The following is a 15,079-nucleotide window of genomic DNA, read 5'->3' on the forward strand; positions in this document are numbered from 1 at the left end:
ACGTCAACGATGGGCTAATTATTCACCATCCGCCACCGATGGTGCTTCCCAAGCCAGGGTGAGCTGGGCAAAGTGCCGCCCGTTCGGGTGTGGCACCACCCCGACGACGGACAGTAACGTCACGGTATGGCGGGGACCGCTGCGGGCGCCGGGGCCAGAGCATGACCAACCCGGACCGAAGACTCGGGTGGCTGCTCGGCTCCAGTGCGCTGTCCAACCTGGGCGACGGTATCGGCAAGGTTGCTTTTCCGCTGCTCGCGGCCAATCTGACCCGGGACCCGGTGCTGATCGCGGGTCTGTCGGCGACCGCGTTCCTGCCCTGGCTGTTGTTCGCGCTGATCAGCGGCGCGCTGATCGACCGAGTCGACCGCCGCCGCGCCATGCTCCTGGCCAACCTGTCACGCGCGGTGATTGTCGGCGTCCTCGGCGCCCTGGTGGTGGCCGACGCGGTCGTCATCTGGCTGCTCTACCTGGCGGCCCTGCTGCTGGGCACGGTCGAGACCGTCGCCGACAACGCGGCGCAGGCGCTGATCCCCGCGGTGGTGGCCCGCCCGGGTCTGGAAGCGGCCAACGGGAAGTTGCAGTCGGTCGAGATCGTCGGACAGACGTTCCTCGGCGGCCCACTGGGCAGCGTGACGTTCGCGGTGTTCGCGGCACTGCCGTTCCTGCTGAACTCGGTGGGTTTCGCGGTGGCCGCCGCACTGCTGATCGCTCTCCGTGGCCGCTACCGCCCGGCCGCGCCCGGCCCCGCGCCGCGCCTGCGGGAACAGCTCGGCGAAGGCCTGCGGTGGGTGGCCCGCCGACCACTGGTGATCCGGCTGGTGGTGTTCGCCGCCTGCCTCGCCCTGACCTCGGAACTCGCCCAGGCGCTCCTGGTGCTCTACGCCCTACAGGACCTGGGCCTGAGCGAGGCCGCGTTCGGCGTCTTCGCCCTGGTCGGCGGCGCGGGCGGCCTCATCGGCGCCGCCATCGCCCCACGCCTGACCCGAGGCCGCTCCCGCAGAACCGTCCTGACCCTGGCGGTCGCCTGCTGCGCCACCAGCTTCACCGCGATGGGCCTGGTGGCCGACCCGGTGACGGCAAGCCTCCTGTTCGGCCTGTTCGCCGCGGGCGTGGTGGCCGTCAACGTCATCCTCGGAGCACTGCGCCACGCCCTGGTCCCCGAACACCTCTTCGGCCGCGTCCTCGGCGTCTGGCGAACAGCCGTGTGGGGCGCGATCCCCGTCGGCGCCCTCCTAGGCGGCGTCCTGGCGGCCTGGCTGGGCACTCGGTCGGTCTTCGTGATCTCCGGCGGCCTGCAACTCATCCTGGCCGTCTGGCTGTGGCTGGCCCTGGCCCGACACCACACGGAAGTCGACACCCTGCGCGCCACCAACCCCGCCAACGGCAAGAACGCCGCAGCCGACGCCTGACCCAAGGACACCCGCCCCCTGCCCAAACGGAACGTCCGCCCCATCGAGCCACCCCGGGACGCCACCCCCGAGATCACGGCGTCGCACACGCGGTAATCCGGTACAGCTTCGCTTCACCATCGGAAGCGACAAGCTCGAACCCAGGTTTGCCAGCAGGGTCCTCGAACCCGGGATAGTTCGCATTGCGCGGGTCCCAAGGCCAGAACTCGGACTCCCCGATAAGCAGATGCGTCACCCCAAGCGCACGCGCCGCGGGACACACCTTGGGGTCGGTGGCGACGTCATCCAGATGCTGCGCGAGGTAAGTCTGCTCCTCAGTGGGGCTAGGCATCGTGAAGTGCGGATACAGGGTCTGCCGGTCCGCCAACGCCCACAAGAGCCCGCTGCCGTCCCACGGGTTGTTGGCGACCACGGCGTCCTCGGGGATCTGGTCCTTGACCCGAGCGAAGAACTCCCGCTGTTCGGCGTCGGCGAGGGTCGCGGTCTCCGGGAGGTTCTGGTACGAGCCCGCGATGCGGGCGGTCCGGTCCGGCAGGTACATGCCTCGGCTGCCGAGAGCGAGCAGCGCCACGACCACAACGGCGGCGGTAGTCGTGTTGGACAGCCCAAGCCGGGGCCTGGACCAGTCTTCCGCTGCCACCCGGCTGGCGATCTTTTCGGCGAGGAAGAGGACGCCAGCGGTGCCCAGGACGACGCCGGTGATGGGGAGCATGGCGGCCAGGCGGTACGAGTCGTTGTACCAGTATCCGGTGAACTTCTGGGTGTCCGGGCGGTTGAACGAGGCGGCAACCAGGTAGAGGAAACCGGTGGCGGCGTGCCCGGCGACCACCCAGCGCAGGGGGACCGACCGCAGGCAGGCGACCACGCCGACCAGGACGACGGCCGAGATGAACCACAGGGCGGGCCTGCCGTTGGTGGCGTTGAGCAGGATCTCGCCGACCGCGCGGGACGGGGTGTCGAACGGGGCCCAGTAGGTGGTGCGGGTGTTGGCGAACAGCGGGTTCGACGTGGTCGCCGTCCAGTACCAGACACCGCCGAGGACGGCGACGACCGCGACCAGTTCCGCGGCGCCGCGGGCGGACCGGCCTGCCTTGTGCAGCCGCCATGAGCGGCGGATGACGGACGCGAGCAGCGGGAACACGGCGAGCACGATCAGGCTGAACGCCGCGCCCGGGTTGGCCAGGCCGATGGCCAGCCCGACCACGGGCAGCAGCACCAGCGACCGGATGCGGCCGAGGGCGTCGTCCTTGGCCAGGCCGGTGATGGACACCGCCAGCGCCAGCGCGGCCGGGACCAGGGCGAGGCCGAGGGCGTTGGGCCAGAGCACCCCGAATCCGAGCAGGCCCCAGGGGAACGCGCCGAAGCCGATGCTCAGCACCCCGGTCACCGCCAGCGCCGCCCGGGACGGGCCGAAGACCTGCCGGGCCAGGACCAGGCAGGACAGCGGCCACACGACGATCGCGATCGCCGCAGAGAGCAGGTTCGCGGCCGCCGGGATGCTGGCGCCGGTGCTCATCACGACCAGCGACCCCAGGTCGTGCCAGGCCGCTGGGTAGAAGCCGCTGCCACCGTTGGTGCGGGCGCCGAGTTCCGCGAGGTTGAGCGAGGAACCGTTGCCGGAGTCGAGGATGAACGCGATGGCGTTCATGTGGAACATCGCGTCGTAGGTCTGCGACAGGTTGTCCGGCCTGCCGAAGCCGCGGAAGACCGTGACCGCGCCCAGCGCCAACGCGGGCAGCAGGCCGAGGACGGCGGCCAGGGTGACCGGGCGCGGATCAGGAGTGCGGGCCACCCGGAACCGGCGGCGCAGCACGAGCGCGCCGACACCGAACGCGACCCCCATCGCCGCGCACACCGCGACCGGTAGCAGCGGCGACCACGACATCCCCACCACATCCGCGACGACGGCGGTCACCGCGGTGGCCCCGGTCGTGATCGCGGGCGCCACTCCCCAGGCCGCCACCCCGCGCAACCCCAGCGGGTAGGTGACCGCCAGACCCGGCAGCAGGAGCCAGAGAGTGCAGACAAGCGCGACCGGAATGGCCTCGAACCAGGTCATGGACGTAGAGGGTAGCCAGCGTCAAGCGCCCTCCCCCGGGGGCCGGTACCCTGGCCCGGCACTCGTCGCCGGGCGTGACCTGCCCGCCCCCATTCCCCCGCGGAGCCAGCACATGGACACGCCATCGTCCCAGCCGACCACCCTGCCCCGGGTGAGCGCGGTCGTCCTCGCCTGGAAGTCGGAGCCGTGGCTGCGGCGCAGCGTGACGGCGCTGCTGGCCTCGGAGAAGGTCGATGTGGACGTGGTGCTGGTCGACAACGGCTGCACCGATGACGACGTCGAGGTGCTCGCTGAGCTTGACCGGGTGACGGTGGTCCGGCCTGGGCGCAACCTGGGGTACTCGGGCGGCAACAACGCGGGTGTCGCCGTGTCGGACGGTGACTACGTCGCCCTCATCAACGGCGACGCCATCGTGGAGCCCGGGACCCTCGCCCGCCTGGTCGATGAGCTGGTGGCTCGGCCCGAGGTGGGCATCGCCGCGGCGAGCGTGCGGCTGGCCGAGGACCCGAGCCTGCTCAACTCCAGCGGAAATATGATCCATGTGCTGGGGATCAGCTGGGTTGGTGGGCTCGGTGAGCCGGAGACCCGCACCGCGCCGACCGAGGTCGCGGGCGCCATGGGGGCCGGACTGGTCACCACTCGCGCGCATTGGGATCGGCTGGGTGGGTTCTTCGAGCACTACTTCGCCTATCACGAGGACGCCGACCTCTCCGTCCGCACGTGGCGGCTGGGGTTGAAGGTCGTGAACGTGCCCGACGCGGTTCTCCTGCACCGTTACGAGTTCTCGCGCAACACGAACAAGTACTACTTGGTCGAGCGCAACCGCCTGATCTTCGTGACGACGCTGTGGAGTGCTCGGGCGTTGCTGCTGCTCAGTCCTGCCCTGCTCGCGCTGGAAATCGCGATGCTGGCGCTGGCCCTCAAGGAGGGCTGGGCGCGGGACAAGGTGCGCGGGTGGGTGTGGCTGTGGAAGCACCGGCGTGATCTGCGGGAGCGGCGGGCGCTGGTGCGGGCCGCGCAGACGGTGCCGGACAAGGAGTGGATGCGGGTGTTGACCACGACTCTGGACACCCCGCTCATCAAGGTCCCCGGCGTGGTCCTGCGGCCGCTGAACGCTGTGACGACGGCGTACTGGAAGGTCGTCCGCCACCTCGTGTGACCAGGTCTGCCCCTAGGGCTTGCGGGTGACCACCACGTAGGGCCTGCTCAGGTCGTCTGAGACAACCCACTCCGGGGAAGCGAACTGGGCTGGGGTGAACGCTCGGTCCAGGGCGATCCAGGTTTGGTCGTCGCGTCGGTGGAGGACGAAGACGTCGATGGGGCCGAACTTGGTGTTGCCGGATGCTCGGGCGAGTTCCTGGGGGTCCTTGGTGTTGGACAGGCGCACGATTTCCTCGTGGCGGTCGTCCCAGTAGGAGAGGGAGCTGGCCGAGGTGCGGTCGGTGCCCATGTATCCGCGCCACGGTAGGAACGCGAAGAGGCGTTCGTCGGTGGACAGGGTTACCGGGCGGTCTTCTGTTCCGCGTACGCGCTGCACCCGATCCTTGATCTCTTCTGCGGGAAGACAGCCCTGCCTGCCGGCCTGTGGCGCGAATTGTGGATAAGAGCAGTCCGGTAGAGGTTCCAGGTGGGCCATCGTCGAGTAGTCGGCGCGGTCGGCGGCTGACTCCGATGTGCCCAGGGTGGGGAGGGGGCGCCACTCGTCCCAGTAGGTGACGCCTGCCCACAGGACTGCCACCGCTGTCGCCGCGACGCCTACCCGGGGTGGGGCGGTCAGGTTGACGCGGCGCAGCAGTGCGGGGGCCGCTTGGGCGAGGGTGAGCACGCCCGCCGCCGCCAGGGTGATGCCGGTGAGGCGGGGAATGTAGTGGATCAGGGTGGTGTGCTGGGTCAGGACGAAGCGGATGCCCATGAGGACCCAGAACAGGGACGAGCCGAGCACCAGGTACAGCATCGGCCAGGCCCAGGACGTGCGGGTGCGGTACCAGATCAGGCCCGCCAGCCCGGTCAGCTCCAAGGCGCCCAGGAGGGTGGGCTGGAGGAACGGGAAGCCGTTCTCCGGGATCTCGTAGCTCATATAGAGGTCGCCCAGGCCCTGTCCGCCTTGGGTCAGGACAGCCAGGGCGTACGGCGCCAGGTAAGGGGTGGCCACGATGAGGGCGACCACGCCGACGCCGACCACGTGCAGGGCGTAGGCCTTGCGGTTGTCGCTGCGGCGCCACGCGCTGACCAGGATCGCGAGGATGCCCAGGACGCCGAAGGGGAACCAGCCGTTGTAGGTGAGCATGATCAGGCCGCCGAGCAGGCCTGCGGGCAGCCAGTGCAGCTTGCCTCGGGCCGGGTTGGTGAACGCGGCGATCAGCCAGGGGACGAACACGAACAGGGTGATCACCGAGAACGCCTTGCGCGGGTCGCCGAAGACCAGCAGGCCGACGCCGCTGACCGCGAGGGCCGCCGCCGTGGGGACCAGCCTGCGCCACATCAGGAACGCGGCGAGCACGGCGAACGAGGTCACCAGCACCTCGGCCGCCGAGAGCAGCTGCCAGGCGGGGATGTCGAGCAGGTTCGACGCCCGGCCGACCAGCCACGGGTACAGCGGGGGGTACTCGGAGGTGATGGTCTCGATGAACGCGTCCGATGGCTTCGGGTTGACGCTGTAGCGGTTGGCCGCCGCCGCCATCCGGCCCATGTCGCCGACCAGGCCGGAGAAACCGAACGGGGTGCCGTTGAGGGCCACCTGCAGCGCGAACGCCACCCAGGCCGCGAACAGGCCCGCCCCGACCGCGGCGATCCGCTCGCCCGCGCGCTTGAGGCAGGCGGCGGCGGTGACGACGGCGAACAGGGCGCCGCCCGCGGCGAAGGGGACGAAGGCGCCGCGCACGCTGAACGGGTCGCTGTCGTTGGAGCGTTCCACGAGCAGCAACAGCGGAGTGGCGACAACCCAGGTCAGGATCGCGATTACCGAAGGGCCGGTAAGTGCGGTGCGCCACCGGCTCGGTTTCGCGGTCCGGGTCTCGCCTGGGGGCTCGTCCAGTGCGGTCGTGGCGGGCTGGGACCGCGCCGTCGACTCTGCCTGTGACGCTGATTCCGGCACCGAGACACCTGCCATGCGAGGGGAGTGGACGCCGCCCAGGCGGACGACCCGGCACGCACGATAACGCTGTCCCTGCCCCACCCCCGACCTGGGGGCCGCCACCCCAGAGGCTGGTAGGCGGACTCGTCCACAGCCGAACGGGTAGCCTGTTGAGGCCTCATTCGACGTGTGCCGTAACTGACCGAAACCGATACTGACGCAGCGCCGCCCCTGGCGACCCGGAGGACGACAGACCTATGCCCAGTAGCACCTCGTCAAGGAGCGGCTCGGCGGAAACGGAGAGCGCGGGCGAACGGGCGAACGCCGCCGCGCAGCCGGACGACAGCCTGGTGGGCCACGCCTCGACCGGTCGTCTGGTCGCCCAGCGCGGGCTGTTCGGAGGACCGGCGGTCATCCCGCAGGAGCTGTACGCGGGCATCGGGCACGGCTCGGCCACCCGGGGCCGCGAGCGCCTGGTGGTGAACCCGAACTCCGCGGTCACCACCGACACCTACTTCGGCCGGTTCCCGGCGAGCTACTGGCAGCGGTGGACGGTCGTCGACGAGGTCGTGGTCGAACTGGCCGCCACCGGGTCGGGCAAGATCGCGCTGGTCGCCTCCGACCTTGAGGGTGAGACCCGGGTCGTGGTGGCGCGGACCGTGCGCGACGCCGAGAACGAGACCGTGCGGCTCACCGCGAAGCTGAACATGTTCCTCGACGGCGGGTTCCTCTGGGTGGAGTTCACCACCGAGGAGACCCCGCTGACCGTCGAGCGGATGCGCTGGACGGTCGACGCGCCGGAGGTCATCCGCCCGACCGCTGTCGTCATCTGCACCTTCAACCGCGCGGACGACTGCGTGGCCACCCTCGGCGCGCTCGCGGGCGACCCGGCCGCGCTCGACGTGGTCGACGCCGTCTACGTCGTCGACCAGGGCACCGACACGGTGTCGTCCCGGGCGGCGTTCCCGGACGCGGAGAAGGCCCTCGACGGCAGGCTGCGCTACCTGCGCCAGCCCAACCTCGGCGGCGCGGGCGGCTTCGGCCGCGGCATGTACGAGGTCACCGAGGTCAGCCACGCCGACCAGGCGAACGTGCTGCTCATGGACGACGACGTGCTGCTCGACCCGGAGATCGCGATCCGGCTCACCGCGTTCGCCAACCGCACCGCGAAGCCGACCATCGTCGGCGGGCAGATGCTGCGGCTGCTGCACCCGACCAAGCTGCTCGCTGGCGCGGAGTACGCCGACTTCGCCCAGCTCGTCCCGGGCAAGGTCGTCAAGGGCGGGCTGGACGACGTCGACCTGCTCGCCGAGGCCGAGGACGACAACGGCAAGCCCACCGGCAAGCCCAACCGGGGCGACCTGCGGGTGGACGCGCACTACAACGCCTGGTGGTCCTGCCTGATCCCGTCCGAGGTGGTCAACCGGCTCGGCTACCCGCTGCCGTTGTTCTTCCAGTGGGACGACGTCGAGTACGGCTACCGGGCCCGCGCCCAGGGCATCGCCACGGTGACCCTGCCCGGCGCGGGGCTCTGGCACGCGGACTTCGACTGGAAGGACGCGGACAAGTGGAACGAGTACTTCGCCGTCCGCAACGCCATGGTCGTCTCCGCGCTGCACTCCGAGACCGACCCCAAGCGGATCGCCCGGGTGCTGCTGTCCCGCGTCGTGCGCTACCTGCTGAGTATGCAGTACGGCTTGGCGCTCACGGTCATCAAGGCCGCGGAGGACTTCCTCAAGGGGCCTGCGATCTTCGCCGACGGCGGCGCCGCGGCGGCGGCTGAGATCCGCAAGCTGCGCGCGGAGTACCCGGACACGATCATGCACTCGCCCGCCGAGGTGGGGCAGGTGCCGATGGTCAAGGCGGGCCCGACCCCGAGCTGGAACCGGCTGGTGCTGCTCAAGCGGCTCGTCTACCTGGCGATGGGCAAGACTGTGCACGACATCGCCGCGGTTCCCGCCGGGGACGCCGCATGGTGGCACGTGTCGCAGTTCGACAAGGTCGTGGTGACCGACGCGTCCCAGGAGGGCGTGCGCATCCGCAAGCGCGACCGGGAGCAGGTCGTCACCCTGGCCAAGCGGGCCGCCGCGGTGGCCCGCCTGCTGGTCTCGGAGACGCCCCGGCTGCGCGGGGAGTACCGGGCAGCGGTGCCCGAGGTCACCAGCAAGGACAACTGGAAACGGCTCTACGACCTGTAGACGGGTCGCCGAAAAACCGGGGCCGCTGGCCCGCTGGAGGAGTGCAGTGACCGAGCAGGCTAGTGCGACACGACCCGGTGGGGCGCCCGCCGCGAGCACGCACACGGTGCTCCAGCGGGTGATCCTCCCGCGCGACACCGATCCGCTGGACGTGCGCCCGCTTTACCTGGACGAGCCGGAGAACGTGCACAGCCACGTGTCGTCCCGGTCGGCGGTGACCGTGCCGGTGTCGGCGCGGGTGTCGTTCGCGTCGTACTTCAACGCGTTCCCGGCGAGCTACTGGAAACGCTGGACGCGGCTGAAGGACGTCGTGCTGCGGCTGAACGTGCGCGGCGGCGGCCGGATCGACGTGTACCGGTCCAAGCCCAACGGCGACCATGTGCACGTCCAGGGCCAGGCCGTGCGCAGCGGCGGCGAGTGGGAGACCGTCGAGTTCCGGATCAGCCTGGCGCCGTTCGAGGACGGCGGCTGGATCTGGTTCGACGTGTTCACCGACGACTCGACGTTCGAGGTCGCCGACGCGGTGTGGGCGACCGACCTCGACCTGCCCGCGAAGAAGCTGTCGATCGGCACCACCACGTTCAACCGGGTGGACGACTGCGTCGGCGCGCTGCTGGCCCTCGGCGAGGACCCGGCCGTGCTCGACATCATCGCCAAGGTCTACGTCGCAGACCAGGGCACCCAGAAGATCTCCGGCCACCCGCGCTTCGCCGAGGCGGTCGACCTGCTCGGCGGCAGGCTGGAGGTCATCGAGCAGGGCAACCTCGGCGGCTCCGGCGGGTTCAGCCGGGCGCTGTTCGAGTCGCTTGAGCACTCCGACGTCGACCAGATCATGCTCATGGACGACGACATCGCCCTGGAGCCGGACAGCATCCTGCGGGCCAGCGCGTTCGCCCGCGCCGCGGTGAACCCGGTGATCGTCGGCAGCCAGATGCTCAACCTGCAGGCCAAGTCGCGGCTGCACAGCATGGGCGAGGTCGTGGACCTGGCCACCTGCGTGTGGCGGCCGGCGCCGGGCGCGGTGGTCGACCACGACTTCGGCGCGCACTCGCTGCGCGAGACCCGCGCGCTGCACCGGCGCATCGAGTCCACCTACAACGGCTGGTGGATGTGCCTGTTCCCGCGCGAGGTGGTCGAGGCGACCGGGCTGCCGCTGCCGCTGTTCATCAAGTGGGACGACGCCGAGTACTCGATGCGCGCGCTGCGCAACGGCTACCCGACCGTCACGCTGCCGGGCTCGGGCGTGTGGCACATGCCGTGGACGGACAAGAACGACCTGTCCGACTGGACGGTCTACTTCCACCTGCGCAACCGGCTGGTCATCGCGGCCCTGCACAGCCCGCACGACCTGCGCAAGACGCTGCTCAAGCAGGGGCTGCGCGCGACGATCCGGCGGCTGCTGTCGATGGAGTACTCGACCGTCGCGATCGAGCTGAAGGCGATCGAGGACTTCCTCGCGGGCCCGGACCGCCTCTTCGACCTGCTGCGCACCGGTTTGCCGGAGGTCCAGCAGGTCCGCAAGAAGTACACCGACGCGCAGACGCTCCCGTCCGCTGGCGAGTTCCCGCCGCCCACGTTGGACTCGGTGCGCGCGGAGCAGATGCTGCGCCCGCCGGTCCACCCGGTGAAGATCGCCGCGCAGGCGTCGAAGGCGCTGCTGCACAACCTGCGCGCCCCCGAGCCCGCCGCGCGCGAACGCCCGCAGGTCAATGTGCCCGCCGGTAGCGCACTGTGGTTCCTCTTGGGCAATCTGGACAGTGCGACGGTGTCCAACCCGGACGGCAGCGGTGTCGCTTTCCGTCGGCGCGACCCGAAGGTGTTCCGGGAGCTGTCCAAGGCCGCCGCGCAGGCTTACCGGCGGCTGGCGACCGAGTGGCCGAGGATGCAGGAGAGCTACCGGGCAGCGCTGCCCGAGCTGACTTCCGCCGAGTCTTGGCGCAAGGTCTTCGAGAACTGACCGCAAGAGGGAGACCCCGCGAACCGCCCGGTTCGCGGGGTCTCCCTCTTAGGCGAGGTTGTCGTCGCGGCCTGCCTTGATTCGGGACCACTGGGCGGTCGGGCGGCCGTCGAGCCGGAACTGGCCGCCCCGCGAACCCCACCGCCGCGGCCAGCCGTCCGGTGAGTCCTCCCAGAACTCCTGCCTGCCGTAGACGGTCAGATCGAGCAGGCCGTACGACGGCGCCATCGGCTCGTTGCCGCGGCCGGTGGTCCAGTAGGTCTCATAGACCTTGTCGTCGTCGCGGAGATAGCTGACCAGGATGCCGAAGTGGCGGCCCGCGACCAGCCGGTCCACGGACTCCTCCGGCACCGAGTACCAGGGGACCGTCCAGCCCATGAAGTCGCGGTAGCGCGCGCTCTCGGCGTACGGCCCCTGGCAGAAGGTCGCGTAGCTGACGTCCCGCGAGTGCAGGTAGGACAGCTCGGTGATGTGGGCCGTGGAGAAGGTGCAGCCCTCGCACTGCTCCGCGGCGGGCTTGCCCAGGTGCCACATGTGGAAGTACGCGATCAGCTGGGACCGGCCGTCGAAGACGTCGGCCAACGGCGTCGGGCCGTCCGCCCCGATGAGCGGAGTCCGCGGATCGACCTCGACCATCGGCAGCCGACGCCGCTGCGCGGCCAGCGCGTCCCCGGCCCGGGTGTGCGCCTTCTCCTTGACCCGGAGCGCGTCGATCTCCGCCTGCCAGGCCTGCCGGTCGGTGACCTGCGGAAGGGGGCGCTCACCTGCGGGCGTCTCTGTCATGGGACGTGTCTAGCCCGGCCGGCGAGCGCCGCACAAGCCTTAGCTGGGTGTCGGTCCCTGGTCGGGGCGCAGCACCGGGCCGCAGGTGCCCCGGGGAGCGGCCTGCTGGAGCTGGATCGCGGGCCGGACCACGGTGTTGGCGTAGGCGCGCAGCGCGGCCAGGGCCTCCTGGCTCGGCACGGCGTCCTTGCGCACCCAGTCGCCGCCCACGACGCCGTCGTCGACGCCGACGACAACGTGGTAGTCCGTTTCCAGGCGTGGGTCGCTGATCAGGCCGGTCTGCGCGCTCCAAGGCGCGTGCATGTGGATGAAGGTCGGCTTCACCTCGGTGAACACGTGGTCGCGCAGGCCGCGCCAGTCCTTGTCGTGCCAGAAGTCGGCGATCGGGGCGTCCGCGAGCCCGGCGAGGTCGACCAGGGTGAGCCGGGTGGACATCGCGGTCGCGCCGAGGTCGGGGGCCAGCAGCGAGGCCTCCCGCAGGCCGAGCACGTCGGCGTAGCCGTTGACACCGCGGCCGAACGCCTCGCCGACCAGGCACATCGGCACGGTCGGGGCCGCGCGGAATGTCTTGCCCGCGGTGGTGAACACGGCCAGGCTCGGCAGCGTCGCCAGCACCAGGCCCGCCGCCAGCAGCAGCCGGGCCCGCGCGCTCACCGACCGCAGCGCCGTCGGCAGGGCCAGCGCCCCGGCCAGCGCGACGAGCACCCAGAACGGGGTCGCGAACCGCAACTCGCCCATCCAGTCCGGCGCGAGGACGCAGAACGCCAGCAGCGACAGCCCCAGCGGAACCAGCACCCCGCCGAGCGCGGCCCGCAGCCGCGACGGGTGCGCCAGCGCGATCCCGACGCACACGGCCCAGCCGAGGAACGCCAGCCCGCCGCCGTAGCCGATCAGCTCCCCGACCCGGGACAGGCTTTCCAACTCCGGGGGCTCCTGGCCCTTGGCGACGGCGGTGTTGGCGACCAGCCTGCCGAACACCATCAGCCGCCACCCGACGTACGCGCCGTACGGGACCAGGCAGGCCAGCGCGCTGATCAGCACCGCGCGCACGCTCACCGCGAACATCGGGCGGGTCAGCCGGAACAGCACGAGCAGCGGGTACGCGTCCAGGTAGATGATGCCGTCCGGCCGGGTCAGCGCCGCCAGGGCGACCAGCAGCCCGGCGTAGAGCGCCACCCGGGGCGACAGCAGGCGGTCGTCCATGACGGCCCGGAACAACAGGGACGCGAGAGCGGCCACGCTCAGCGCGTACAGGGAGTTCTCCAGCCCGGAGAAGGACCAGATCACGAACGACGGCACCACGGCCAGCGCGGCGCCGACGAGCAGTGTCAGCGCCCAGGGGCGGCGGGTGACCTTGGCCGCGGCCAAGTGGACCGCGGCGAGGATGCCCGCGCAGCAGAGCAGGGCGAGCGCCTTCGGGAACAGCACGTAGTCGGGAACCCCGAAGATCGCCCCCCGGTCGAACAGGCCGACCAACCTGCCGATCGCCAGCAGCGCCAGCCAGGTCGGGTTGGAATACCCCTCGACCGGGTCGGCCCCGGGTTGCAGCACCGGGCCGAGCCCGTCGGCGACGCTGCGCGCGTAGGCGAAGGTGATGGCCGCGTCGTCGACCACCCAGTTCCCGTACAGCGCGGCGTGCCCGCCGATCAGCGCGGCGCCGCCCGCGACCGCACCCACCGCGGACACCTGGCCCGCACGGCGTGGACGCTTCAGCGGCTGGTCCGGTTCAGTCGATTCCGCGGCAGGCTCGTGGCCCGCGACCAGTGTCTCCACCGGCGGGAGTGTACGGAACCGGTAAACAGCGCGGCCCCACCTCCCGCGGGAGGTGGGGCCGCGGTTGCGAAGCTCTCAGTCAGATCAGACGGCGCGGACGCCGGTGGCCTGCGGGCCCTTCTGGCCCTGGCCGATCTCGAACTCCACGCGCTGGTTCTCGTCCAGGCTCTTGAAGCCCGAGCCCTGGATCTCCGAGTAGTGCACGAAGACGTCGGCGCCGCCGTCGTCCGGCTGGATGAAGCCGAAGCCCTTCTCGGAGTTGAACCACTTCACTGTGCCCTGTGCCACGTCTATCTCCTCAACAGGTACCGCTTGGACGCTGCGCGGGTGCGCAGGCCCTGGTCGGTTTCAGACGGCGACTTCTCCGGCTTGACCTGGAGGAAAACCGCGCGCCCGCAACGATCTCTTGCGAGCGTGATCTAACACGTACTCAAGAAAATTCACGACCGTTTACAGTCAACCACACACCTGCTCGCCCCCGCACGTGTGACGTTCCACGACCCGGGGGGTTGCGGCGGCCTCCCTGCTGGGAGACTCTTTCAGAGTGAGCGAGCTCGCCAGTGACAAATCCGAGACCATCGCGTTGAACCTCGACGAAGCCGGAGTCTCCGTCGACCTGCCCCGCCCCGCGCACCGGGGAGACCAGGTACAGGGCGTGCCCTACCGCCCAGTCGAGTTCCGCGACGACGATCTCCCCACAGCCCTGGAACGCGCCGCGTCCTGGCTGCGCAGCACCCAGGAGTGGCTCGGCGAACCGGTGGACGTGATCGCCATCCACCTCGACTACGACGACGGCGAAGGTTCCCCGTACTACGACGTCAAGCTCCTCTGCAACGAGGAAGACCTCGCGGGCGCCCCCATCGCCATGCGCCAGCACGCCGCCAAGAGCGTGAGCGGCTAGTGGCCGAGTTCGTCTACCCGCCAGTCGTCCTGGCGGCCAAAACCCTGTTCCGCGTCATGGACTACCGCCTCGACGTCCAAGGCACCGAGCACATCCCGCCGACCGGCGGCGCGGTCATCGCCTGCAACCACGTCAGCTACCTGGACTTCATCTTCTGCGGCCTGGGCGCGCAACCGGCCAAGCGGCTGGTGCGGTTCATGGCCAAGCAGGAGATCTTCGCCAACAAGATCGCCGGGCCGCTGATGCGCGGAATGCGCCACATCCCGGTCGACCGCGCGGCAGGCCAGGCCTCCTACCAGGAAGCCCTGGACAAACTCCGCGCGGGCGAGGTCGTCGGCGTCTTCCCCGAAGCCACCATCAGCCGCTCCTTCACCGTGAAGGACATCAAAACCGGCGCGGCCCGCCTGGCGGCGGAAGCCGGTGTCCCCATCGTGCCGATGGCCCTGTGGGGAACGCAGCGGCTGTGGACCAAGGGCAGGCCCAAGGACCTCACCCAGCGCCACATCCCCATCTCGATCCTCGCCGGGGAGTCCTTCACCGTCGCCCCCGACGACGACCTGGACGAAGTCACCCGGGACCTGCGAATCCGGATGACCGCCCTGCTGGACCGCGTCCAGAAGGACTACCCGGAGTCCCCCAAGGACGCCAACGACTCCTGGTGGATGCCCACCCACCTGGGCGGCACCGCCCCCACCCCCGAGGAAGCCGCGGAACTCGACAAGCGCAAACCGGAGTAGGCCGACAAGCTCAGCGCACCCGCCGGACCAGCCAGGTGCGCTGAGCTCCCAAGCCGCCGATGGTCGCGAGTTATTCACAGCCGCAGCGCACTCTCTTCCACGCGCTTACCTGCGGCGATAGGATGGAGCAGGGCCCGGCGGCCCCAGGGTGGGAGGGGTTTGTTGCTCACGAGAGGGAACCGGCAA

Annotated in this window: 11 protein-coding genes; 6 read left to right on the plus strand and 5 right to left on the minus strand. The window is 70.4% G+C overall.

All coding sequences use genetic code 11. From position 1 onward, the window contains the following. Positions 1-161: 161 nt before the first annotated feature. Entirely contained in the window at positions 162-1,412 is a 1,251-nt protein-coding gene (locus tag BLS56_RS10545; protein WP_091449804.1) for an MFS transporter, read from the plus strand. 73 nt (positions 1,413-1,485) lie between these two features. Here BLS56_RS10545 and BLS56_RS10550 read toward each other — a convergent pair whose 3' ends face one another. Further along, the gene (locus BLS56_RS10550; protein WP_091449805.1) at positions 1,486-3,471 is read right to left on the minus strand and encodes a DUF6541 family protein; all 1,986 of its coding nucleotides are present in this window, start codon (positions 3,469-3,471) and stop codon (positions 1,486-1,488) included. Between the two features lie 112 nt (positions 3,472-3,583). Here BLS56_RS10550 and BLS56_RS10555 point away from each other — a divergent pair, with 112 nt between their 5' ends. Then, the gene (locus BLS56_RS10555) at positions 3,584-4,630 is read left to right on the plus strand and encodes a glycosyltransferase family 2 protein (protein WP_175482764.1); all 1,047 of its coding nucleotides are present in this window, start codon (positions 3,584-3,586) and stop codon (positions 4,628-4,630) included. A 12-nt stretch (positions 4,631-4,642) separates the two neighbouring features. On the opposite strand, the gene BLS56_RS10560 is transcribed toward BLS56_RS10555, so the two are convergent. After that, positions 4,643-6,565 (minus strand): arabinofuranosyltransferase, encoded by a 1,923-nt coding sequence (locus tag BLS56_RS10560; RefSeq protein WP_175482765.1) that lies wholly within the window; start codon positions 6,563-6,565, stop codon positions 4,643-4,645. A 236-nt stretch (positions 6,566-6,801) separates the two neighbouring features. Here BLS56_RS10560 and BLS56_RS10565 point away from each other — a divergent pair, with 236 nt between their 5' ends. Together BLS56_RS10565 and BLS56_RS10570 are read left to right on the plus strand one after the other, a co-directional pair. After that, positions 6,802-8,742: a glycosyltransferase gene (locus tag BLS56_RS10565; RefSeq protein WP_091449808.1), complete on the plus strand. Its 1,941-nt coding sequence runs from the start codon at positions 6,802-6,804 to the stop codon at positions 8,740-8,742. A gap of 46 nt (positions 8,743-8,788) precedes the next feature. After that, the gene (locus BLS56_RS10570; RefSeq protein ID WP_091449809.1) at positions 8,789-10,699 is read left to right on the plus strand and encodes a glycosyltransferase; all 1,911 of its coding nucleotides are present in this window, start codon (positions 8,789-8,791) and stop codon (positions 10,697-10,699) included. A 48-nt stretch (positions 10,700-10,747) separates the two neighbouring features. Here BLS56_RS10570 and BLS56_RS10575 read toward each other — a convergent pair whose 3' ends face one another. The 3 genes from BLS56_RS10575 to BLS56_RS10585 form a co-directional block, all read right to left on the minus strand. After that, a complete protein-coding gene (locus tag BLS56_RS10575) occupies positions 10,748-11,482 on the minus strand; it encodes a DUF899 family protein (protein WP_091449810.1) in 735 nt (244 codons plus the stop codon). Between the two features lie 39 nt (positions 11,483-11,521). Then, on the minus strand, positions 11,522-13,255 hold the full coding sequence (locus BLS56_RS10580) for a hypothetical protein (RefSeq protein WP_139190598.1): 1,734 nt from the start codon (positions 13,253-13,255) through the stop codon (positions 11,522-11,524). Positions 13,256-13,339: 84 nt separating this feature from the next. Then, on the minus strand, positions 13,340-13,543 hold the full coding sequence (locus BLS56_RS10585; RefSeq protein ID WP_091449812.1) for a cold-shock protein: 204 nt from the start codon (positions 13,541-13,543) through the stop codon (positions 13,340-13,342). Between the two features lie 256 nt (positions 13,544-13,799). Here BLS56_RS10585 and BLS56_RS10590 point away from each other — a divergent pair, with 256 nt between their 5' ends. Further along, the gene (locus BLS56_RS10590; protein WP_091449813.1) at positions 13,800-14,156 is read left to right on the plus strand and encodes a hypothetical protein; all 357 of its coding nucleotides are present in this window, start codon (positions 13,800-13,802) and stop codon (positions 14,154-14,156) included. After that, positions 14,156-14,893 carry a lysophospholipid acyltransferase family protein gene (locus BLS56_RS10595; RefSeq protein ID WP_091449814.1) on the plus strand — a complete coding sequence of 246 codons (738 nt, stop codon included), beginning with the start codon at positions 14,156-14,158 and terminating at the stop codon, positions 14,891-14,893. The genes BLS56_RS10590 and BLS56_RS10595 overlap by 1 nt, the downstream gene beginning before the upstream one ends. Positions 14,894-15,079 lie beyond the last annotated feature (186 nt).

Origin of the sequence: Actinokineospora iranica (assembly GCF_900101685.1) — a bacterium.
Lineage (GTDB): Bacteria > Actinomycetota > Actinomycetes > Mycobacteriales > Pseudonocardiaceae > Actinokineospora > Actinokineospora iranica.

Bases quoted from the DNA above. Each gene is read 5' to 3' on its own strand.
- BLS56_RS10545 (WP_091449804.1), top strand. From the start codon at position 162: ATGACCAACCCGGACCGAAGACTCGGGTGGCTGCTCGGCTCCAGTGCG.
- BLS56_RS10550 (WP_091449805.1), bottom strand. From the start codon at position 3,471: ATGACCTGGTTCGAGGCCATTCCGGTCGCGCTTGTCTGCACTCTCTGG.
- BLS56_RS10555 (WP_175482764.1), top strand. From the start codon at position 3,584: ATGGACACGCCATCGTCCCAGCCGACCACCCTGCCCCGGGTGAGCGCG.
- BLS56_RS10565 (WP_091449808.1), top strand. From the start codon at position 6,802: ATGCCCAGTAGCACCTCGTCAAGGAGCGGCTCGGCGGAAACGGAGAGC.
- BLS56_RS10575 (WP_091449810.1), bottom strand. From the start codon at position 11,482: ATGACAGAGACGCCCGCAGGTGAGCGCCCCCTTCCGCAGGTCACCGAC.